The sequence below is a fragment of the Nocardioides bizhenqiangii genome, assembly GCF_034661235.1.
Taxonomy (GTDB): domain Bacteria; phylum Actinomycetota; class Actinomycetes; order Propionibacteriales; family Nocardioidaceae; genus Nocardioides; species Nocardioides bizhenqiangii.
Genome location: NZ_CP141059.1, coordinates 2,045,058 through 2,064,515, shown reverse-complemented (window position 1 = coordinate 2,064,515; position 19,458 = coordinate 2,045,058). Strand labels below are relative to the sequence as shown.

Sequence of the window (19,458 nt, the reverse complement as noted above, 5' to 3'; positions counted from 1 at the left end):
ATACGAGACGTCTTGACCGCAGGGCTTGTCGCACGCGTTAGTGACTACTAACGTATTGGCATGGACGCGTTCAGTGCGGCAGCGGAGCCCAACCGGCGCCGCATCCTGCAGCTGCTCGCGTCCGCGCCGCAGACCGTCAGCGACATCGCTGCCGAGTTCCCCGTGACGCGATCGGCCGTCAGCCAGCACCTGCTGCTGCTGGCCGACGCCGGACTGGTGACGGCCGAGAAGGTCGGCCGCCAACGGATCTACCGCGTCGACCCCGAGGGCCTGCGCTCGCTGCAGGCCGAGATCGACCGGTTCTGGACCGACGAGCTCGACCTGCTCGTTGCCGACGCCCACCACCTGAGGAGCACGCAATGACCTACTCGAAGACCGTCGTCCTGCCGGTGACACCCGACGAGGCGTTCGCACTGATCACCGAGCCGGAGCGGCTGCGGCGCTGGATGACCGTGACGGCGTACGTCGACCTGCGGGCGGGCGGCGACTACCGCTGGACCGTTTCCCCCGGCCATCGCGCGGGCGGCACCGTCCGGGAGGTCGAGCCCGGGCGCCGGGTCGTGCTCGGCTGGGGCTGGGTGGGCGATGCGACGCCGGACGTCGACGGGTCCACCGTGATCCTGACCGTCGAGCCCGATGACAACGGTTCCCGGGTGACCCTGGTCCACGAGGGCCTCACGCCCGAGGAGGAGGCCGGACACGCCGAGGGGTGGGCCCACTTCCTCGAGCGGCTCGAAGCCGCCGGAGCCACGGGCGACGCGGGCCAGGACCCGTGGCACTGGGCGCCGAAGGACCTCACTCCTGTGGTGGCCGCCGAGGCCGCACTCGCGGCGATCCAGCCGGTCCTGCGCGCGATCACCGATGCCGACGCGGAGCGCCGTACGCCGTGCCCCGAGCTGCCGGTCGGACTGCTCGTCGACCACCTCGAGACCTCGATGGCCGGCCTCGGCGCCATGGCCGGCGCCACCGTCGAGCGGACCGAGGGTTCGGCAGAGCACCGGGTGTCGACCGTCGCCGCCCAGACGATCACCGCCTGGCACGCCATCGATCCCGACGGCACCGTCGAAGGCCCGGTCGGCGAGATGCCCGCGAGCGTCGCGGCCGCCCTGCTGAGCGCGGAGATCCTCCTGCACGGATGGGACCTTGCCGAGGCCATGGGGCTGACCGTCCGGGTCTCGGACGAGGTCGTCGGCTACATCCGCGGCCTCTCCGAGCCGATCCTGCCGACGGCGCGCGGCCGCTCGTTCGCCGACGAGGTACCGGCTGCGGCCGACGCCCCGCCGCTCGACCGGTTCGCGGCCTTCGCCGGGCGCCCGAAGCCGGTGCCGGTCGCCGGCTGATGGGCCAGGTCCCGGCCGCAACGCGCGCCCTGCGGGTGCTGCGGTTCCTGGCCGCGCAGCCGGAGCCGGTCCCGCTGGAGCGGGTGACGGCCGCGGTCGGGCTCCCGCGCTCATCGGCCTACCACCTGCTCACCGCCATGGTCGAGGAGGGCTTCGTCGTGCACCTGCCCGAGGAGCGGAGGTACGGCGTCGGCGTGGCCGCGTTCGAGGTCGGCTCCGGCTACGCCCGCCAGGAGCCCCTGCAGCGGATCGCCCGGCGACCGCTCGCGATGCTGGTCGACCAGATCGGCCAGTCGGCGCACCTCGCGGTCCTCCACGGGCGCGACGTGCTCTACGTGCTCGAGGAGCGCGCGCCCGGCCGGCCGCCGCTGGTGACAGATGTCGGCGTCAGGCTGCCCGCCCACCTCACCGCCAGCGGCCGGGCGATCCTCGCCCGGCTGCCGGCCGCCCAGGTGCGCGCGCTCTACCCGGACCGGTCGGCCTTCGTCGATCGCACCGGCATCGGGCCGCAGTCGCTCACCGCGCTTCGTTCGGTCCTCGCCGACACCCGGCGTCGTGGGCATGCCCGCGAGGACGGCGAGGTCACCCCCGGCCTCGCGAGCGTGGCCGCGCCCGTGCTCGACCACAACCAGCACCCGGTGGCCGGCGTCGCCGTCACGTTCCCGGCGGACGTGGCCGACGTCGCCGTACTCGCCGCAGCGGTGGCGCGCACTGCGGAGCAGCTGGGCCGTCGGCTCGGCGGGCGCTGACCCTGTTCGACCCACATCTCGGTTGCGCACGGACCCGGCCCGCTGGATCCTGAGGCATGACTCCGGGGGCAACGCGAGTTGCCGCTCTCGCCTTGCTGACCGCCGTTCTCGGTCCGTGCTCGGACGATAACCCCGCCGACTCGACCGAGGAGCCGAGGACGAGCGCCTCGACCTCGACCGATCCGTCGGCCAGCGCAACCACCGAGTCGCCCCCGCTGCCGTCGTCCCTCCCCGCCGGCGACCTCCCCGCCCCACTCGGGCTCAAGGACGTCAACGCGAGGACGGTGAAAGCCCTCCCCTTCGCGGACTTCGCGGTCGCCGCCGGCAGCGGAGTGTGGGTCTCCGGTGTGGACCCGGGCGCCGTGCGGTACGACGGCGCGTCGGGCGCGATCACGGCGCGGGTCGAGGTCCCCGGCGAGGTGGTCCAGGCTCTGGCGGCCACCCAGGACGAGGTGCTCATCCCGGTTGTCTTCCCTGACCAGCTGCTGCGGCTCGACGGAACCACCGGGAAGGTGCTCGCCCGGGTGGAGCTGCCGGACGAGCCGTTGCGGGAGGGCGCAGTGGGCATCGACGGCGACGTGGGCTACGTCCTCGTCGATGTCCTCGACCCCCGGATCCTCGTCATCGAGGGCGATCGCATCACCGACGAGATCCCCGCGCCGGACGGTGCGACCGCGGTCCGCGCCGGGTCCGGATCACTGTGGGTCCCGACTTCCGGCCACACCGTCGAGCGCTACTCCTTGAAGGAGGAGACCTGGAAGTCCATCGCGGTCGGCCCGGACCCCCGGTTCCTCGACGTCGGGTTCGGCGCAGTGTGGGTGATGAACCAGGGCGACGGATCGGTCACCCGGATCGACGCCCGGACCGGCACGGCCGAGACACTGCCGGTCACGGGCGAGCCCATCGGCGGTGGCGACCTCACGGTCGGAGCCGGTGCGGTGTGGCTCCGCACTGACTCGCAGGTCGCGAGGATCGACCCGAGCACCCATGCGGTCACCCACGTCATCGACCTGCCGCCGGGCAGCGCGAGCGCAGCGGCGACCGACGACCTCCTCGTGATCACCAACCACGACCACGACGCGGTGCACCTGGTGCCGTTGCCCCTGCCCATTTCGTGAGCCGAGGGTCGTTCCGCCGGTCCTCGTCGCCACTTAGATGAACCGCCGAGGTCACACCCGAGAGGGCACGCTGCTGGCTCCTGCGAGGCTGCCGATCAGGACTGTCCCCGGCGTCGGTGATGATGGAGCGATGACGATCTATTCCGGCACGAAGGAGTTCGAAGGCGCGACCTTCGTCAAGGCGAGCTTCAAGGGTGCCACCCTGCGATTCTCCGATGTCAGCGGTGTGACGATGCGCAGCGTCGATGTGGACGGACTCGACATCGACAGCCACGACCTGTTCTTCGGCAGCCTCTTCGTCAATGGGGTTGACGTGGTGCCTCTCGTGGACGCCGAGCTCAACCGGCAGTTCCCAGGCCGCGAGCTGCAGAAGGCGGAGACTCCCGAAAGCCTGCGCGAGGCTTGGGTCGCTGTGCAGTCCGCGTGGCAGACGACGGTGGCGGGCACGCCGCCGGACCTGGTGGACGCCCACGTCGAGGACGAGTGGTCCTTGGCCCAGACCCTGCGGCACCTCATCCTGGCGACCGACGCCTGGCTCCGCGGCGGGATCCTGCGGATGCAGCAGCCGTTCCACGAGGTCGGCCAGATCTTCACCGGTGCCGACGAGATGGGCTTCGACATGTCGATCTTCCGCGTGGAACCGCCGGCCTACGAGGAGATCCTAGAGGTCCGTGCCGAGCGACAGCGCCTGGTGACCGACTTCCTGGCCACGGCCACTGCCGAGCTGCTCGCGGAGGAACGCGAGAACCCGTGGGGCGGCGATGACTGGCGTCCGAGCGTCGGTGACTGCATCCGCGTGATCCTGGAGGAGGAGTGGGCGCACCTGCGCTACATCCGACGGGATCTCGCTCGTCTGCGTTGAGCGCTTCCGGATGCCCGCGGTGTCGACGAACCGCCAGGTCCGGCCGCCCAGCTCGACCAGCTCGTCGACCGGGAGCAGGCCGGACGTGTTGGTCCTCGGGCGCGGGGTACCGGCCCAGGCATCCGGTCGCTGAATCGCGGCCTCACCACTCAGGAGGACCATCGTGCCCCATTGCTCTCGCGCGCCCGGCGACACCAGCCGCGCCGAAGCAGCGCAGGGATGAGTCTTCGAGTGCGGCCTGTCGACGGAGCGATGGGCTGTTGCTGATGATCCTCATTTCGGTCGCGCTGTCCGTGGCGCTGACCGTTCTGCTCAACGTGTTCCTGTGATTCGCGGTCCTGCCGGGAGGCACCCCCTCGTGTGAGCGTTGGCGAAGGGGGCACCGTTGAGGCATGGGCGACCTCGCGCCGTACCGCCGCATGCGGAACTTCGGTCATACGCCGGAGCCCGCCGGTGCGGACGCGGCCCGCGGCAACGGTGAGCGACGGTTCGTCGTCCAGCGCCATCGCGCGAGCCGGCTGCACTACGACCTTCGGTTCGAGATCGACGGAGTGCTCGTGAGCTGGGCGGTTCCGAAGGGGCCGACCCTCGATCCCAAGACCAAGCGGATGGCGGTGCACGTCGAGGATCACCCGATCGAGTACCTGCACTTCGAAGGCGTGATCCCGAGCGGACAGTACGGCGGCGGCGACGTCATCGTCTGGGACACCGGCACCTGGGAGCCGGCGAAGACCGAGGACCCGGCGCAGGCCCTCGAGCAGGGCGAGCTGCACGCCGAGATGCACGGTGAGAAGCTGCGCGGAAGGCTGGTGCTGGTGCGGCGCGACGACAAGTCGGGCGACAAGGAGCAGTGGCTGCTCATGCACAAGAAGGACGAGCACGCCGTGCCAGGCTGGGACCCCGAGGAGCACCCGCGCTCGGTGCTGACCGGTCGCACCAACGACGAGGTGAAGGACGACCCGGATCGGATCTGGCGGTCCGGCGCGCCCGCCGACGAGGCGGAGGTGTCGATGCTCCCCGAGCCGGTGGACGACGAGGCGATCGCGGCACTCGAGGGGCTCGGCAAGCAGGGCACCTGGGAGGTCTTCGGCCGACAGCTCAAGGTCACGAACCTCGACAAGGTGCTGTTCCCCGGCGACCCGCCGGTGACCAAGCGCGAGCTGCTGGCGTACGTCGCGCGGATCGCGCCGTTCTCGCTTCCCTACCTCGAGGGCCGCGCGATCAACCTCAACCGCTTCCCCGACGGCGCGGGGAAGAAGGGGTTCTGGCACAAGGAGCTGCCGAAGCACGCGCCGGAGTGGCTGCCGCGATGGGACAACCCGGAGGCGGACCCCGGCGAGACGACGACCTACCTCGTGGTCGACGAGCCGGCCGCGCTCCTCTGGGCTGCCAACTTCGGCGCGCTGGAGTGGCACCCGTGGACGTCCCGGACGTCGGCGATGCACGAGCCGACGTACGCCCTGATCGACCTCGACCCGGGTGAGCGGACCTCGTGGGAGGAGCTGCTCGACCTCGCCCGCCTGCACCGGACAGCGCTCGACCATCTCGGTGTCGTCGGACGACCGAAGGTGACCGGCAAGCGTGGCATCCAGGTCTGGATCCCGATCCGCCCCGGCTACACCTTCGACGAGACCCGGGCATGGACCGAGCGACTGTCGAAGACCGTCGGCAAGGTCCTGCCCGACCTGGTCAGCTGGAAGTGGGAGAAGAAGGCCCGCGGCGGCCTGGCCCGCCTCGACTACACCCAGAACGCGATCAACAAGACGCTGGTGGCGCCGTACTCGACGCGTCCGGCGGCGGGTGCGCCGGTTTCCGTGCCGATCGGCTGGGCCGAGCTCGACGATCCCGACCTGCGACCGGACCGGTGGACGATCCGCACCGTCCTCGACCGGATCGAGGACCGCGGCGACCCGTTCCGCGCGCTGCTCGGCGTGGAGCAGGACCTGCCCGAGATCAGCTGATCAGGCGATCGCGGCGGTGCCGAAGGCGACGTTGAACCGGTCGCACCAGATGACGACCGACCTCATGCCGGAGAGATCCGCGTCGTCGGGGATCTCGTAGTTCTGGTCGCCGATGTTGCCCTTGAGCGCGCCGAGCTTCACGTAGTCGCCGTCGTCGTAGATGCCCCAGGAGTCGCTGCAGCCCTCGCAGTCGCCGCCGCTCTGCTGGTCGGTGATCCAGACGTGGACGTCGGGGCCGTTGGACGTCTCGAAGCCTTCGAGCCGCAGGTAGCGGCTGCCGTCCTCACGGAGGTAGAGCAGAGCCCGGCCGGAGGTGCCGTGCTCGGCGTCGATGAACTCCGCCGCGGCCAGCTCGACCCGGCGCGGCTCGTCCCCCTCCTGGTCGCCGGCCTGGTCACTGGGGAACGCGGTCTGGGACAGACCGTCCGAGGCCGTGCCGACCACCTCACCGGCGTCATCGGCCTCGTCGACCTCGTCGTCGATGAGGAGCAGCCACGGCTGGAAGAGCAGCAGCGCGACCACGACGACCACGAGGGACACGACGCCGACACTCAGCCAGATCGCCTTCTTGCGGCTCATCGGCCACCCCTCCTCAGGTCAGCAGCAGGGTGTCGAGCCGCCGGCGTACGACCATCAGGCCCACTACACCCATGACCAGAAGGTAGACGACCGAAACCGCCGAGGCGACCGACACCGTGCCGGTCGTGAGCTCCCGGCACAGCACGACGCCGCGGTAGAGCGGCGTGCACTCGACGATCCAGCGCACCGGGCCCGAGTAGGTGTCGACCGGGAAGAAGGTCGCGGAGAACAAGAAGAGGGGCAGCTGGACCAGGGTGATCTTGTCGAAGTCCTGGAAGTTGCGCATCCAGGTGGTCGCCGCCATGCACACCGCGCTGAACGCGAAGCCGATGAGCAGCACCGCCGGCAGCGCGAGCACCGCCCACCACGACTCGATCAGTCCCATCGCGAGCATGACCACCAGGAACATCGCGGCGTACGACGACCCGCGCAGCTGTCCCCAGGCGATCTCGCCGCGCGCGATGTCGCCGGTCGAGAGCGGTGTGGCGAGCATCTGGTCGTAGAGCTTGGTGTACTTCAGCTTGAAGAAGACATTGAACGTCGAGTCGAGCAGCGCGCCGTTGAACGCGGACGCGGCGAGCATCCCGGGCGCCACGAAGGTGGCGTAGGAGACCTCCTTGCCGCCGACCTCGAAGCCCTCGACCAGCGCACCGACACCGATGCCGATCGACAGCAGGTAGAAGACCGGCTCGAGGAACCCGGTGATGAAGAGCTTCCACGCATCGCGGTAGACCACGTAGTTGCGCAGCACCAGCAGCCCGGTGGCGGCTCCCGGGCCGAGTGGATGGACCTGGGTGGTGTCGGACTCGAGCAGCTGTGTCGTCTGGGGCGCGGTCATTTTCGGGGTCCCCGCGGAGTTGTTCGCTGGAGGAGCGAAGCGGGGGAAGCGAAGAAGTCCGTGGGGTGAATCATGTGATCATCCGCTTCGTCAGGCCGGAGACCGACCACCGCCACCCGAGCAGCATCAGCACCACGAGGACGGCGACGTTGACGCCGGCCAGCCACCAGGTGACGTTGTCGAGGGCGAACATCCGCGACAGGTTGACGCCCTGCCACAGCGGCGTCAGCCGCGCCAGCCACGAGCCGACGTCACCGAGGTTGCTCACCGGGAAGAACGCCCCCGAGAAGAGGAACAGCGGGAAGACGCCGAGCCGGAACAGGACACCGAAGCTCTCCTCCGACCGGCTTCGGGTGGCGAAGGCGTAGACCAGGGTCGCGAAGGTCATCCCGCAGAGCACCTGCGACGCGAAGGCCAGGAACGGCCCCCACCACGACTCGTAGACGCCGAACGGCGCCATCACCGCCGTGAACAGCGCACACGTCGCAGTCAGGTGCAGCGCGACAGAAGCCAGGTGTGCGCCCACGACGTGGCGCGGCTGCAGCGGAGTGGCGAGCATCGACTCGTAGATCCGCTGCCACTTGATCATGCCCATCACCGGCCAGGTGGTCTCGGAGACCGCGGTCTGCATCGCGTGCGACGCGATCAGGCCGGGCACGACGAAGGCGAGGTACGACGTCGCCCCCTCCAGCGTGTCGGGCTCTGCCTCGACGAAACCGCCGAGCAGCACGCCCATCGCCAGCACATAGAGGAACGGCGACAGGAACGAGGAGACCACGACTCCGCGCCAGGTGCGCGCCCACAGGGTCGCCCAGTAGTCGACCTGCCGCAGCACGCCCTCCTTGAACGGGAGGTCGCGCGGCGCGGGGAGCGGGATCGCCGCCATCAGTCGACCAGGGTCCGGCCGGTGAGGCGGAGGAAGACGTCCTCCAGCGTGGAGCGTCGCACGAGCGTGGCCAGCGGCTGCAGGCCGCGTTCGTGGGTCTTGGCCACGACCTCCTCGCCGTCGTGGGTGTAGACGAGCAGCCGGTCGGGCAGCACCTCGACCCGTTCGCCGAGGTCGCCGATCACCTCGGCATGGTCGGCGTGCTCGCCGGCGCCGAACCGCAGCTCGGCCACCTCGCGGGTCGAATGGATCCGGATCAGTTCGAGCGGCGCACCCTCGGCGACGATCACGCCCTTGTCCATGACGACCAGCCGGTCGCACAGCTGCTCGGCCTCGTCCATGTAGTGCGTGCTCAGCACGAGCGTGACTCCGGCGTGCTTGAGCCGGAACAGCTGGTCCCACAGCACGTGGCGGGCCTGCGGATCGAGGCCGGTCGTCGGCTCGTCGAGCAGCAGCAGGTCGGGGCGGTTGATGAGCGAGCGGGCGATCGTGAGCCGCCGCTTCATGCCGCCCGAGAGCTCCTCGACCTTCGACTTCGCCTTGTCGGTGAGCTTCGCGAACTCCAGCAGCTCCCCGGCCCGCTCGCGCACCACCTGCTTCGGCAGCCCGAAGTAGCGGCCGTAGATGTAGAGGTTGTCGAAGACGTTGAGCTCCTGGTCGAGGTTGTCCTCCTGCGGGCACACGCCGAGCCGGCCGCGGATCGCCGGACCGTCGACGGCCGGGTCCATGCCGAGGATGCGCAGCTCGCCGCCGCTGATCGGCGACACCGAGGCGATCATCCGCAGGGTCGACGACTTGCCGGCGCCGTTGGGGCCGAGCAGGCCGAACGCCTCACCCTTGCGCACGTCGAGGTCGATGCCCTTGACCGCCTCGAACGTGTCGCCGGAAGCCTGGCGGAACTCCTTCCGCAGCCCGCGAGCGGTGATCATCGCGTCGTCCGGCTGCGGAGTCTCCCCCGCGGTGGCCGCCGTGCTGTCCGAGAGGATTTCGCTCACTCGACCGATCCTAGGGACCGACGGCGACAGAGGCCCTCGAATATCGTTGCGTTCGATGCCCCGTTCCCTCGTGCTCGTCGAGGGCGACAGCGACCGGACCGCCCTCCTGACCCTCGCCGGTCGGCTCGGCCACGACCTCGGCGGCGTCGACGTCGTGAGCATGGGCGGCATCACGAACCTCCGGCGGCACCTCGCCGACCTGACCGGGGACCGCACGGTGGCGGTGCTGCACGACGCCGGCGAGACGACGTACGTCGACCGCACCCTCGCCGGTCACGACGGCGATGTCGCGCGGTTCGTGTGCGACGCCGACCTCGAGGACGAGCTGGTCCGCGCGCTCGGGATCCCAGCCGTCCTCGACGTGGTCGCTGCCGCCGGTGACCTCGACGCGTGGCGGATCCTGCTCAACCAGCCCTTCCACCGGACACGTCCGCAGGACGCGGTGCTGCGCCGCTTCTGGGGCACGACGAGCGGCCGCAAGGACAAGTACGCCGCCCTCCTGACCGCCGCGCTCGAGCCGACGCGGGTGCCCGCGCCGCTGGCGGGGGTGCTGACCGCCGTGTCGTAGCGCGGCAGCGTGTCGCGCCGCGGCGAAGCCGCGCGGTGCGCAGCCCGCGGCCCGAGCTTGCGATGGGCCGTGCGGCATGCACCGTTCGCGACACGCTCGCGCCAATCAATCAGCAGGGCTGCCGCCGAAGCCGATCTCGTTGCCGTCGGGGTCGCGGTAGATGATCTTCCGCACGCCGTTGTCGTAGGTCTCCCGCTCGCTCGGCTCGATCCCCCGACCGGAGATCGCCGCCACCCGGTCGTCGAGGTCGGACACGAAGATCGTCACGGACCCGTAGCCGGCGCGCTCCGGCCGTTCCTCGACGACGAGCCAGCGGCTCGCCGCCACCTCCCAGACCGCTTCCGTCTCGTGGGCCTTGAACGTCGGCGGGCCGCCCATCAGCCGCTCCCACCACGGGTAGGCGGCGGCGTAGTCGCTCACGCAGCTGGTCGCGAACAGCTCCACGCCGTCCTCGAGGAATTCGCTCATGCCGGTGCCGACCGGCGACGCCCCGGAGACTCATCGGCGCCGCGACCGATCCGCGCGCGCCACCAGTCCAACGAGGCCGCACCGGCGCCGTACGCCGCCGTCATCGCCTCGCCGACCGCGGACAGCAGGGCCGGCCGGTCGGCGACGCTCCCGTGCTGCGCCCGCCGGGCGAGCTCCGCGCCGGCCGCCCAGGCCCCCTGGTCCGCCGGCAGCGGCAGCCCTGCCAGCTGCCGCGCGCTCACCTTGACCGAGCCCGGCGTGAGGCCGGTGCCGACGTAGCGGGCGGCGGCGTCCGCGACGACCGGCGGCGCCAGCAGCACGGCGAGGACCCGCCACAGGTCGTTCGCGTCGTGCGGGACCACGGTCACCACCGGCACCGACGGCAGCCACTCCCCGCGCTCGTCGACCACCGCCTCGATCACCCGCCCCTGACCGGCCACCAGCACCTTCGGCACCAGCCGGGCATCGACCCAGGAGCCGAGCGGACCCGCCCGGACGGCTGCGACGTCGACCACCGGCGCGTCGTACCGCTGCCGAGCGAAGCGGGTCGGCCTGCTGCCCCAGTCGCAGGCGGCGGGCTCGATGAGGCCGCTGGTGATGAGCGGCGCGCCGGCGCCGCCGTCGCGGACGTGCGGCACCAGCCCGTAGTACTGGTCCCGGAAGTCCGCCGTGCACACGGCCAGGTCGCCCACCCGCCCCGCGCCTGCTGCCAGCTGGACGGCGGGGATCCCGAAGGACGGCGCGGCGAGCCGCCCCCACTGGTCCGGACCGGGTCCACCGCTCGCTCCGCTCCGCACGACGGGCACGCAAGCGAGCACCGACGTGCCGCGGAAGACGGGCCGGTCCGAGACCCAGAGGTCGGTCACCGCCCCGAGCTCGGCGACCCGCTCGCGCACCGGTCCGGCGTCGCGTGCACCGAGCACGGAGAGCGGCTGGACCAGGGCGACCGTGCCGCCCTGCACGACGAGATCGAGCGCCCGGTGCAGGAACGCCGCGCTCGTATCGGTGTAGGCGGCAAGTCCGCCGCGCTGGCCCGCCGTCCGGCGCTTGAGCTGGCCGAGGAACGGGGGGTTGCCGATGACGGCGTCGAACGTCGCGTCCTCCCAGGCCGTCAGCCCGTCCGCGACCCGCACCCGGGACTCGATCTCCTCGAGCGGGACGGTCGGGTCCTCGGCCCGCAGCCGCAGCCGGGCGATCCGGACCGCCTCGGCATCGAGGTCCGAGCCGTGCACCGCCCGCACGTCGCCGAGCCGTCGGGCCGCCGCGACCAGGAAGTGGCCGGTCCCGCAGGCCGGGTCGAGCACCCGGGTCGTAGCCGGGGCCAGGGCGTGGTCGAGGATCCAGCCCACGAGGTCCGGTGGCGTGTAGAACGCACCCCGGGCCCGTCGTCGGTCGGTCAGGTCCACGGCGAGCCGGTCCTCGTAGGCGGTGGCGAGCGACTCCGCCCGCTCCCGCTCGATGGTCACGTCCGAAGGCTACGGGTCTCGAGACGGTCGCTGCGCGACGTCCTCGACCACCGGGGGTCGTGTGTTATAGTCAGATTGACTACAACGAGGGGCGCAACCGTGACCGAACGCACCGGGCTGCTGACCGATCGCTACGAGCTCACGATGCTCGACTCGTGGGTGCGGGACGGCTCGGCGGGCCACGGCGCGGTGTTCGAGGTCTTCGCGCGGCGCCTGCCCGAGGGTCGGAGGTACGGCGTGCTCGCCGGGCTCGGACGGCTGCTCCCCTTGATCGAGGCGTTCACGTTCGACGCCCACGACGTCGCCTGGCTGACGGAGCAGGGGGTGGTCGGCGAGGGGGCCGCGGCGTACCTGCGGGACTTCCGGTTCGGCGGCGACATCGACGCCTATCCCGAGGGCGACCTCTACTTCCCCGGCAGCCCGGTGCTGACCGTCCGCGGCACCTTGGGCGAGTGCATCGTCCTGGAGACACTGGTCCTGAGCGTGCTCAACCACGACACGGCGATCGCGTCGGCGGCGGCTCGGATGGTCACCGCCGCGGCGGGCCGACCGATCATCGAGATGGGCGGCCGTCGTACCCACGAGCAGGCGGCGATCGCCACTGCCCGTGCCGCCTACCTCGCCGGGTTCGCGTCGACCAGCAACCTGGCCGCGGGCCTGCGCTACGGCATCCCGACCGTCGGCACTGCGGCGCACGCGTTCACGCTCGCGCACGAGAGCGAGGAGGCGGCCTTCCGCAGCCAGGTCGAGGCACAGGGCGCCGGCACCACGCTCCTCGTCGACACCTACGACATCGCGGACGGCATCCGCACCGCGGTCCGGGTCGCCGGGCCCGCCCTCGGCGCGGTGCGGATCGACTCGGGCGACCTGGCCGACGAGGCCGCGAAGGCGCGTGCCCTGCTCGACGAGCTCGGCGCGACGGATACCCGCGTGGTCGCGACCAGCGACCTCGACGAGTTCGTGATCAGCGCCCTGGCCGACGCCCCCATCGACGGCTACGGCGTCGGCACCCGGGTCGCGACCGGCTCGGGTCACCCGACCGCGAGCATGGTCTACAAGCTGGTCGCCGTCAGCGACGACGTCGGCGGACCGCTCCGACCGGTCTCGAAGAAGTCGAAGGACAAGGTCTCGGTCGGCGGCCACAAGACCGCCTGGCGGGAGTACGACGACGCCGGCCTGCTGCTCCGCGAGTGCTTCACCGTGCCCGGGACGACCGCGCCGGCCGGCGCCCAGCGCGTGCAGGTCCCCGTCATGCGGGGCGGGGCCACCGTCCACGCGCCGGACCCCGAGGAGATCCGGGCCTCCACCGCGGCGGCACTGCGCCGACTGCCACCCGAGGCGCTGTCGGTCGCCGCCGGCACGCCGTACCTCACCGTCCTTGCCGCATCCACCGAGGAGGAGACAGCATGACCACCAAGGCACTGATCGTCGTCGACGTGCAGAACGACTTCGTCGAGGGCGGCTCGCTCGGCGTCGCAGGCGGGCGCGACGTCGCGACCCGGATCAGCGAGCACCTGGCGGCGCACGCGGACGACTACGCCGTGATCGCCGCGTCGCGCGACTGGCACCACGGCCACGGCACCAACAGCGGCCACTTCGCCGCACCGGGCGAGGAGCCGGACTTCGTCACGACCTGGCCAGTCCACTGCGTCTCGGACGGACCCGGCTCGGACTACGCGCCTGAGCTGGTGACCGACGCGGTCACCCACCACGTCCGCAAGGGGCAGGGCGTCCCCGCGTACTCGGCGTTCGAGGGCGTCACCGACGACGGTGCGGCCCTCGCCGACGTCCTGCGCACCGCCGGCGTCACCGACGTCGAGGTCACCGGGATCGCCACCGACTACTGCGTGCGGGCGACCGCGCTCGACGCGCGGCGGGAGGGCTTCGCCGTACGCCTCCTCGACGGACTGCACGCCGGCGTTGCGGCCGAGACCAGCGCTGCGGCGCTCACTGAGATGGAAGAAGCAGGTGTTGCCGTATGAGCGAGCACCCGCCGTTCGCGGTCGCCGTCGACCTCGCGATCTTCACCATCCGCGACGGCGCGCTGTCGGTGCTGCTGGTCGAGCGGGGCGAGGAGCCGTACGCCGGGCAGTGGGCCCTGCCCGGAGGCTTCGTCGAGCCCGACGAGGACGCCGAGCAGGCGGCCTGGCGGGAGCTGCACGAGGAGACCGGGGTGGAGAGGTTCCCGGGCTACCTCGAGCAGCTGCGGACCTACTCCGCGCCCGACCGCGACCCGCGGATGCGGGTGGTCTCGGTCGCCCACGTCGCGCTGGCGCCGGACCTCCCGGAGCCGACCGCCGGCACCGACGCCGCCGACGCCCGCTGGTGGGTCGTCGACGACCTGCTCGAGCCCACCGGCGCGGCCGCCGAGGAGGCTCCCGAGCTGGCCTTCGACCACCGGCAGATCCTGGTCGACGCCCGGGAGCGGGTGCGCGCCAAGCTCGAGTACACGACTCTCGCCACCGAGTTCGTCGCCGAGCCGTTCACCCTCCCCGAGCTCCGCCGGGTCTACACCGCCGTCTGGGGCACCCCGCCCGACCTCGGCAACTTCCGTCGCAAGGTGCTCGGCACCGAGGGCTTCGTGATCCCCACCGACGCGCACGGCTCCCCCACCGGCTCCGGCGGCCGCCGCGCCCTCCTCTACCGCCGCGGCCCCGCGACCGTCGTACAACCCCCGATGGTCCGCGGCTGACCGCGAATCGGCCTCCTTCGCCCGTCGAATCGTCCTGGTCGGCCCGTCGAATCGGCCCGGTCCGTCCGTCGAATCGGCCCGGTCGGCCCGTCGAATCGGCCTGGTTGGCCCGTCGAATCGGCCGGACTCGCCGGGCAAACTCCCCCGATTCAACGAACGATGTAAAGCAACCTTGACATCGGATCGTGTGTCAAGCAGACTTGTCATATGCAGAACCGCGTGCGCACCCTCCGGACCCAGGCTGGCCTGTCCCAGGCCGACCTGGCGACGGCGATGGGCGTGTCGCGGCAGACCATCAATTCGATCGAGAACGGCCGCTACCTGCCGTCGCTCCCCTTGGCGATCAGCCTGGCGCGACACTTCGGAGCGACCGTCGAGGAGGTCTTCGATGTCGACGCGTGAGTCCCAGCGGACCCTGACCTACTGGATCGTCCCTGCGACGGCGGTGGCGATCGGGATCGCCTATCTGGTCGCCGGTCTCGTCGGCGACGACACCGCGTTCGCCGTGACCGGGCTGCTGACCATGCTCGCGGCGGGGGTCGTCTTCGTCGTCGCCGCGCGATGGAGCGAGACCGCCCGGGGTCTCCTGGACCGGCGCGACGAGCGGATCACCTCGATCGACCGCTCCGCGACGATGTTCGCCGGCATGTGCGTCATCGCGGCGGTGCTGGTGATGTTCGTGGTCGAGATCGCCCGCGGCAACGACGGCGAGCCCTACTCAGCCCTCGGCGCAGTAGGCGGCCTCGCCTACGTCGCGTCCCTGGTGTGGCTCCGGTTCCGCCGCTGACGCGACCCTCGCCCTCGAGGGCCGGCGCAGCGTCCAGCACAGCCCGGCCAGCCCGGTCGCGATGGGCAGCAGCACGGCGGGACCGGTCAGCACGACGAGCCCGACCGACGCGACGAACGACACGATCGCCGCGACGCGGGGCCAGCCGCCGGGCAGGAGCCGTACGGCGGCCGCCGTCCCGACGACGTAGACGAGCGCGAACGTCCCCGTCGTGACCAGCAGCGTGGCGTCGGTCGGCTGCCCGAGGACGGCCTCGCCCACGGTCACCACCAGACCCAGGCCGGCGACGAACGCCAGCGCGTGCCGCGGCGTACGACGACCGTCGCCGATGTCGGAACCCAGCCACCGCGGCGCCGCGCCGGTGATCGCCAGCGATGCCCCTAGCCGGGACGCACCCGCGAAGTAGGCGTTGATGGCGCCCACGGTGAGCAGCGCCGCGATCACCGTGGTCAGCGGTCGCGCCCAGTCTCCGAACGCGCCGGCCAGCAGGTCGGCCAGCGGCGCCCGCCCGGCCGCGCCGCCCAGCACGGCGACGGTCACGAACGCGATCCCGAGGTAGAGCACGGTCACCACCGCGAGCGTCGTCGCGGTGGCGCGGCCGATGTCACGACGGGGGTGGCGGTACTCCGCGGACAGCGAGCTGACGATCTCCCACCCCGCGAACGCCCAGACCAGCAGCGCGGCCGCCGCCCCCACGCCCGACCAGCCGTGGGTCAGGAACGGCGTCAGGTTGTCGACGTCGACCCGCGGCAGCGAGACGACGATGGCGACCAGCAGAAGGGTCGCGATCACGGCGGCGATGCCGAGCTGCACCCGGGCCGACACCTGGATGCCCATCCAGTTCATGACCGCGACGACCACGATCACTGCGGCGGTCACCACGACCTCGGTCGTCCGCCCGCCGCCGACCGCGTCGGCGACGTACGACGCGGCGAAGCCGGCCGCCACCGGCGCCCCGATCGGGATCGCGAGGAAGAAGCCCCAACCGACCATGGTCGCCGCTCGCTCACCGAACGCGAGCCGGGCGTACGTCGACACGCCCCCTCCGTCGGGGTGGCGCGCTCCGAGTGCCGCGAACGTCGCCGCCAACGGCACCGAGATCAGCAGCAGCGCCGCCCACGCGACGAGCGACGCGGGGCCGGCTGCGTCGATGGCGAGGGCGGGGAGCGAGATCACGCCGGTGCCGAGCACCGCCGCCAGGGTCAGCGCCGTGCCCTGGAGGACCGACAGCGAGCCGCCCTCGGCCGGCGCCTTCATCCGAGCGCCTCCGCGCGCGCGACGACGTCGACGGGGGCCTCGTCGTGGGAGTCGGGCGCGCTGACCGGGGGCAGCGCGACCCGCTGCAGCGGGATGTGGCCCGCCCAGACACCGGAGGCCACGTCCTCGGGCTCGTCCTCGGGACCGCCGGCGCGCTCCTTCATCGAGGCCTCCCGCAGCGGGAGCGCGAGCACAGCGGTCGCGGCCAGCTCCTTGCGGGTCGGGGGCCGGAGCGTCGCGGCCCGACCCGGGATCATGTGGTCGACGATCAGGTCCAGCGCGTGAGCCCGCTCAGCCGGGTCGTCGACGACGCGCGCGCGGCCGATGACCACCGCCGATCGGTAGTTCATCGAGTGGCTGAACCCGCTCCGCGCGGCGACCAGCCCGTCCAGCTCGGTGACGGTGACGCACACGTCGGTGTCGAGGGCGGAACGCAGCCAGCCGGAGCCGGTCGAGCCGTGCAGGTAGAGGGTGCCGTCGGCGTCGGGTCCGTCCGGGTCGACGGCGAAGGCGATCGGCAGCACCACCGGATGGGTCACGCCGTCGCGGACCACGACGACACCGAGGTGGGCGACGAGGGCATCGCCGAGAAGCGCCAGCATCCGGCTCCGCCCCGCGACGGCGCGCTTCGTCTCCCGGGTGACGGTGGTCCGCTGGGTGGGCGACAGGATGGACATGGGACTAGCCTGTCGAAGTATTGGCCTGTGGTCACGGGCCACTTTTCATCGATTCTGACAGGACACTCATGAAGACGCTTCCGGTCCGACTGGACCGCGACCAGCCCGAGCCTCTCGGCGTCCAGCTGTCGACGCAGGTCCGCGACCTCGTCGTCGCCGGGACCCTCGCGCCCGGCGACCGGCTCCCGAGCACCCGTGCACTGGCGGCCGACCTCGGGGTGGCCCGGTCGGTCACCGAGCAGGCCTACGACCAGCTGCTCGCCGAGGGCTGGGTCACCGCCCAGCAGGGAGCCGGCACCTTCGTGGCCTCGGGTGGCGCTCCGCAGGCCGCCGCCCGGCGGCGCGTCCACCGACCGACCACTCCGGACCTGATCTCGCTCGACCTCGGATCGCCGTGGGTCGACCCGCGCCACGCGGCCGGCTGGCGACGCGCCTGGCGGGAGGTCTCGGCGGCGACACCGCCGCTGGGCTATCCCGACTCGCGCGGCATCGTCGAGCTCCGGGACGCGATCGCCGAGCGGCTGGGCCGCACCCGAGGGCTGACCGTGGACCCGGACGAGGTGCTCCTCACCTCCGGCACGACCGACGGCCTCCGCCAGCTGCTCCCCCACCTGCCGCCGGGCCCGATCGGCGTGCAGGACCCCGGCTACCGCGCAGCCGTCGAGTGCGTCCGCGTCGCCGGCCGCGACGTCGTCGACCTGCCGCCGACCGGCCCGATCGCGATGCCGGGGCTGGCCGCCGCGTACGTCACCCCGGCCCATCAGCACCCGCTCGGCTACGTGATGCCGGCAACCGACAGACTCGCCCTCCTCGCCGCGGCGCGCGACCACGACGCGTTCGTCGTCGAGGACGACTACGACTCCGAGTTCCGCTACGACGTCGCGCCGATCCCGGCGCTCGCTTCCCTCGACCGCACCCGGGTCGCCTACCTCGGCACGGCGTCCAAGTCGGTCGGTCCCGGCCTGCGGGTGGGGTGGATGGTCCCTCCCCCGGGACTCCTCTCCGCTCTCGTCGAGCATCGCGAGCACACCTACGACATGCCCTCCTGGCCCGCCCAACGCGCCCTGCTGGCCCTGCTCCGCGAGGGCTGGGTCGACAAGGTGGTGCGCACCGCGCGGCGGGTCTACGCCGACCGAGCTCCGCGGGTGGCCGAGGTGCTCGCGCCGTACGGCGAACCGGCCGGTCCCGCGGCCGGCATGTACTCGACCTGGTTGCTCCCCGCCCCCGCCGTGCGCCGGGCGGTCGCCGCCGCGCGCGACGCCGGCTTCGAGGTCGCTCCGATCGCCAACTACTGCCGCTCGAACCGGATGAGCGGCTTGGTCGTCGGTTTCGGCGGCGTCACCGACGCCGAGCTGGATCGCGCGCTCGCGGCGATGGCCCGCGGCCTCAAAGGTTGATGGCGCTGCAGGTTCATCAAGGGATGTCGCTGTGCCGGAACTGCTTCGCCCGTTCCCTCGCCGAGCTAGGGGTGCAGTAGCTTCCACTGCCCTTCGGAAACAACCTCGACCGCGCCATCTGCCACCACGATGGCTGTCTGGTCGTCGATGGCGTACGCCGGACCATCGATCCCTTCAGCCCACTTCTCAGCCACGGGCAGGGTGTTCTCCGGCATCATCTCGTGATTCAGGTGGGGGAAGATCGAGAAGTCGACGAGACCCAGCGTGCGGTCATCCGGCGCCGACGGCCACTCAACGAACTCGGCACCGATCCGCGGCGTCATCACCATGCTGCCGGCACTCAATCCCACCCAGACCTTGGCCGGCAGTGACGGCAGGAGCTCCGCCAATCCTGACTCTCGCATCCAGTGGCACAGGTACGTCGCGTCCCCACCGTCCACCAGCAACACGTCGGCCTCCCGAACCCAGGGCACCCACCGCTCCTCGCCGATGGTGGGCAGCGCGGTGAGCTCGAGCACGCCCACCGACTTCCAGCCCATGCCGGCCATGAGCCGGGGCGGCTCACCGACGACGAAATCCCGCACGCCAGCGGGACCGCACATCGGGTTCGGGTGCCCCCACTGCGCCGTCGGGACACAGAGAGCATCGGACTCGGCAATCGGCTTGCCCAGCAGCTCGATCAGCGCCTTCTCGATGCTCGCGTTCGTGACCCCGCCAGAGGTGAGTAGGAGCTTCAACGGGTGCCTCCTCGGTTGAGTGCGGTCTGGGCAACGGCGTACCGACCGCGAACCAGCGGGGAACTCATCGGTGAACGTGAG

The 19,458-nt window shown here is 71.7% G+C and carries 22 protein-coding genes; 13 read left to right on the top strand and 9 right to left on the bottom strand.

What is annotated here, in order from left to right:
• The first annotated feature begins 60 nt into the window (after positions 1-60).
• The 6 genes from SHK19_RS09895 (at position 61) to ligD (ending at position 6,030) form a co-directional block, all read left to right on the top strand.
• A complete protein-coding gene (locus SHK19_RS09895) occupies positions 61-363 on the top strand; it encodes an ArsR/SmtB family transcription factor (protein WP_322457163.1) in 303 nt (100 codons plus the stop codon).
• Positions 360-1,340 (top strand): TIGR03086 family metal-binding protein, encoded by a 981-nt coding sequence (locus tag SHK19_RS09890; RefSeq protein ID WP_322457164.1) that lies wholly within the window; start codon positions 360-362, stop codon positions 1,338-1,340. The genes SHK19_RS09895 and SHK19_RS09890 overlap by 4 nt, the downstream gene beginning before the upstream one ends.
• Positions 1,340-2,089, top strand: a complete 750-nt coding sequence (locus SHK19_RS09885; protein WP_322938545.1) for an IclR family transcriptional regulator — start codon at positions 1,340-1,342, stop codon at positions 2,087-2,089. Before SHK19_RS09890 ends, SHK19_RS09885 begins: the two co-directional genes overlap by 1 nt.
• A 284-nt stretch (positions 2,090-2,373) precedes the next feature.
• Positions 2,374-3,207: an NHL repeat-containing protein gene (locus tag SHK19_RS09880; RefSeq protein WP_322938544.1), complete on the top strand. Its 834-nt coding sequence runs from the start codon at positions 2,374-2,376 to the stop codon at positions 3,205-3,207.
• Between the two features lie 130 nt (positions 3,208-3,337).
• The gene (locus tag SHK19_RS09875; RefSeq protein ID WP_322457167.1) at positions 3,338-4,069 is read left to right on the top strand and encodes a DinB family protein; all 732 of its coding nucleotides are present in this window, start codon (positions 3,338-3,340) and stop codon (positions 4,067-4,069) included.
• A gap of 392 nt (positions 4,070-4,461) precedes the next feature.
• Entirely contained in the window at positions 4,462-6,030 is a 1,569-nt protein-coding gene (gene ligD / locus SHK19_RS09870; protein ID WP_322938543.1) for a non-homologous end-joining DNA ligase LigD, read from the top strand.
• Here the strand turns inward: ligD and SHK19_RS09865 are convergent, their stop codons facing one another.
• The 4 genes from SHK19_RS09865 to SHK19_RS09850 all read right to left on the bottom strand — a co-directional run bounded on the left by SHK19_RS09865 (position 6,031) and on the right by SHK19_RS09850 (position 9,328).
• Entirely contained in the window at positions 6,031-6,609 is a 579-nt protein-coding gene (locus SHK19_RS09865; protein WP_322457169.1) for a DM13 domain-containing protein, read from the bottom strand. It abuts the gene before it with no gap.
• Positions 6,610-6,622: 13 nt separating this feature from the next.
• Positions 6,623-7,447 carry an ABC transporter permease gene (locus SHK19_RS09860; RefSeq protein ID WP_322457170.1) on the bottom strand — a complete coding sequence of 275 codons (825 nt, stop codon included), beginning with the start codon at positions 7,445-7,447 and terminating at the stop codon, positions 6,623-6,625.
• A gap of 70 nt (positions 7,448-7,517) precedes the next feature.
• Positions 7,518-8,333 carry an ABC transporter permease gene (locus tag SHK19_RS09855; RefSeq protein WP_322457171.1) on the bottom strand — a complete coding sequence of 272 codons (816 nt, stop codon included), beginning with the start codon at positions 8,331-8,333 and terminating at the stop codon, positions 7,518-7,520.
• Complete coding sequence (locus SHK19_RS09850; protein ID WP_449867067.1) at positions 8,333-9,328, bottom strand: ABC transporter ATP-binding protein; 996 nt, start codon at positions 9,326-9,328, stop codon at positions 8,333-8,335. The genes SHK19_RS09855 and SHK19_RS09850 overlap by 1 nt, the downstream gene beginning before the upstream one ends.
• 55 nt (positions 9,329-9,383) lie before the next feature.
• Between SHK19_RS09850 and SHK19_RS09845 the strand changes: the two genes are divergently transcribed.
• A complete protein-coding gene (locus SHK19_RS09845; protein WP_322938542.1) occupies positions 9,384-9,896 on the top strand; it encodes a TOPRIM nucleotidyl transferase/hydrolase domain-containing protein in 513 nt (170 codons plus the stop codon).
• Between the two features lie 105 nt (positions 9,897-10,001).
• Here SHK19_RS09845 and SHK19_RS09840 read toward each other — a convergent pair whose 3' ends face one another.
• Both SHK19_RS09840 and SHK19_RS09835 read right to left on the bottom strand, forming a co-directional pair.
• Positions 10,002-10,364 carry a VOC family protein gene (locus SHK19_RS09840; RefSeq protein WP_322938541.1) on the bottom strand — a complete coding sequence of 121 codons (363 nt, stop codon included), beginning with the start codon at positions 10,362-10,364 and terminating at the stop codon, positions 10,002-10,004.
• Positions 10,361-11,830 (bottom strand): N-6 DNA methylase, encoded by a 1,470-nt coding sequence (locus SHK19_RS09835; protein WP_322938540.1) that lies wholly within the window; start codon positions 11,828-11,830, stop codon positions 10,361-10,363. The genes SHK19_RS09840 and SHK19_RS09835 overlap by 4 nt, the downstream gene beginning before the upstream one ends.
• Before the next feature lie 99 nt (positions 11,831-11,929).
• Here SHK19_RS09835 and SHK19_RS09830 point away from each other — a divergent pair, with 99 nt between their 5' ends.
• From SHK19_RS09830 to SHK19_RS09810, 5 genes are all read left to right on the top strand, one after another.
• On the top strand, positions 11,930-13,240 hold the full coding sequence (locus tag SHK19_RS09830; RefSeq protein WP_322938539.1) for a nicotinate phosphoribosyltransferase: 1,311 nt from the start codon (positions 11,930-11,932) through the stop codon (positions 13,238-13,240).
• Positions 13,237-13,812 (top strand): isochorismatase family protein, encoded by a 576-nt coding sequence (locus SHK19_RS09825; RefSeq protein ID WP_322457176.1) that lies wholly within the window; start codon positions 13,237-13,239, stop codon positions 13,810-13,812. Before SHK19_RS09830 ends, SHK19_RS09825 begins: the two co-directional genes overlap by 4 nt.
• Entirely contained in the window at positions 13,809-14,522 is a 714-nt protein-coding gene (locus tag SHK19_RS09820; protein WP_322457177.1) for an NUDIX hydrolase, read from the top strand. Before SHK19_RS09825 ends, SHK19_RS09820 begins: the two co-directional genes overlap by 4 nt.
• 207 nt (positions 14,523-14,729) lie before the next feature.
• Positions 14,730-14,924 (top strand): helix-turn-helix transcriptional regulator, encoded by a 195-nt coding sequence (locus SHK19_RS09815; protein ID WP_322457178.1) that lies wholly within the window; start codon positions 14,730-14,732, stop codon positions 14,922-14,924.
• Positions 14,911-15,309: a hypothetical protein gene (locus tag SHK19_RS09810; RefSeq protein ID WP_322938538.1), complete on the top strand. Its 399-nt coding sequence runs from the start codon at positions 14,911-14,913 to the stop codon at positions 15,307-15,309. The genes SHK19_RS09815 and SHK19_RS09810 overlap by 14 nt, the downstream gene beginning before the upstream one ends.
• On the opposite strand, the gene SHK19_RS09805 is transcribed toward SHK19_RS09810, so the two are convergent.
• Both SHK19_RS09805 and SHK19_RS09800 read right to left on the bottom strand, forming a co-directional pair.
• Entirely contained in the window at positions 15,241-16,566 is a 1,326-nt protein-coding gene (locus tag SHK19_RS09805) for an APC family permease (protein ID WP_322938537.1), read from the bottom strand. The two genes, SHK19_RS09810 and SHK19_RS09805, sit on opposite strands and share 69 nt — an antisense overlap.
• The gene (locus SHK19_RS09800; RefSeq protein WP_322938536.1) at positions 16,563-17,243 is read right to left on the bottom strand and encodes a pyridoxamine 5'-phosphate oxidase family protein; all 681 of its coding nucleotides are present in this window, start codon (positions 17,241-17,243) and stop codon (positions 16,563-16,565) included. Before SHK19_RS09800 ends, SHK19_RS09805 begins: the two co-directional genes overlap by 4 nt.
• A gap of 68 nt (positions 17,244-17,311) precedes the next feature.
• Between SHK19_RS09800 and pdxR the strand changes: the two genes are divergently transcribed.
• A complete protein-coding gene (gene pdxR, locus SHK19_RS09795; RefSeq protein ID WP_322938535.1) occupies positions 17,312-18,640 on the top strand; it encodes a MocR-like pyridoxine biosynthesis transcription factor PdxR in 1,329 nt (442 codons plus the stop codon).
• A 65-nt stretch (positions 18,641-18,705) separates the two neighbouring features.
• On the opposite strand, the gene SHK19_RS09790 is transcribed toward pdxR, so the two are convergent.
• Positions 18,706-19,377, bottom strand: coding sequence for a Type 1 glutamine amidotransferase-like domain-containing protein (locus tag SHK19_RS09790; protein WP_322938534.1), 672 nt, complete (start codon positions 19,375-19,377; stop codon positions 18,706-18,708).
• Positions 19,378-19,458 lie beyond the last annotated feature (81 nt).

What these genes read in the sequence shown, in the direction of transcription:
- SHK19_RS09895 (WP_322457163.1), top strand. Translation starts at nt 61, where the DNA reads ATGGACGCGTTCAGTGCGGCAGCGGAGCCCAACCGGCGCCGCATCCTG.
- SHK19_RS09890 (WP_322457164.1), top strand. Translation starts at nt 360, where the DNA reads ATGACCTACTCGAAGACCGTCGTCCTGCCGGTGACACCCGACGAGGCG.
- SHK19_RS09885 (WP_322938545.1), top strand. Translation starts at nt 1,340, where the DNA reads ATGGGCCAGGTCCCGGCCGCAACGCGCGCCCTGCGGGTGCTGCGGTTC.
- SHK19_RS09875 (WP_322457167.1), top strand. Translation starts at nt 3,338, where the DNA reads ATGACGATCTATTCCGGCACGAAGGAGTTCGAAGGCGCGACCTTCGTC.
- ligD (WP_322938543.1), top strand. Translation starts at nt 4,462, where the DNA reads ATGGGCGACCTCGCGCCGTACCGCCGCATGCGGAACTTCGGTCATACG.
- SHK19_RS09865 (WP_322457169.1), bottom strand. Translation starts at nt 6,609, where the DNA reads ATGAGCCGCAAGAAGGCGATCTGGCTGAGTGTCGGCGTCGTGTCCCTC.
- SHK19_RS09860 (WP_322457170.1), bottom strand. Translation starts at nt 7,447, where the DNA reads ATGACCGCGCCCCAGACGACACAGCTGCTCGAGTCCGACACCACCCAG.
- SHK19_RS09855 (WP_322457171.1), bottom strand. Translation starts at nt 8,333, where the DNA reads ATGGCGGCGATCCCGCTCCCCGCGCCGCGCGACCTCCCGTTCAAGGAG.
- SHK19_RS09845 (WP_322938542.1), top strand. Translation starts at nt 9,384, where the DNA reads ATGCCCCGTTCCCTCGTGCTCGTCGAGGGCGACAGCGACCGGACCGCC.
- SHK19_RS09840 (WP_322938541.1), bottom strand. Translation starts at nt 10,364, where the DNA reads ATGAGCGAATTCCTCGAGGACGGCGTGGAGCTGTTCGCGACCAGCTGC.
- SHK19_RS09825 (WP_322457176.1), top strand. Translation starts at nt 13,237, where the DNA reads ATGACCACCAAGGCACTGATCGTCGTCGACGTGCAGAACGACTTCGTC.
- SHK19_RS09820 (WP_322457177.1), top strand. Translation starts at nt 13,809, where the DNA reads ATGAGCGAGCACCCGCCGTTCGCGGTCGCCGTCGACCTCGCGATCTTC.
- SHK19_RS09815 (WP_322457178.1), top strand. Translation starts at nt 14,730, where the DNA reads ATGCAGAACCGCGTGCGCACCCTCCGGACCCAGGCTGGCCTGTCCCAG.
- SHK19_RS09810 (WP_322938538.1), top strand. Translation starts at nt 14,911, where the DNA reads ATGTCGACGCGTGAGTCCCAGCGGACCCTGACCTACTGGATCGTCCCT.
- SHK19_RS09805 (WP_322938537.1), bottom strand. Translation starts at nt 16,566, where the DNA reads ATGAAGGCGCCGGCCGAGGGCGGCTCGCTGTCGGTCCTCCAGGGCACG.
- SHK19_RS09800 (WP_322938536.1), bottom strand. Translation starts at nt 17,243, where the DNA reads ATGTCCATCCTGTCGCCCACCCAGCGGACCACCGTCACCCGGGAGACG.
- pdxR (WP_322938535.1), top strand. Translation starts at nt 17,312, where the DNA reads ATGAAGACGCTTCCGGTCCGACTGGACCGCGACCAGCCCGAGCCTCTC.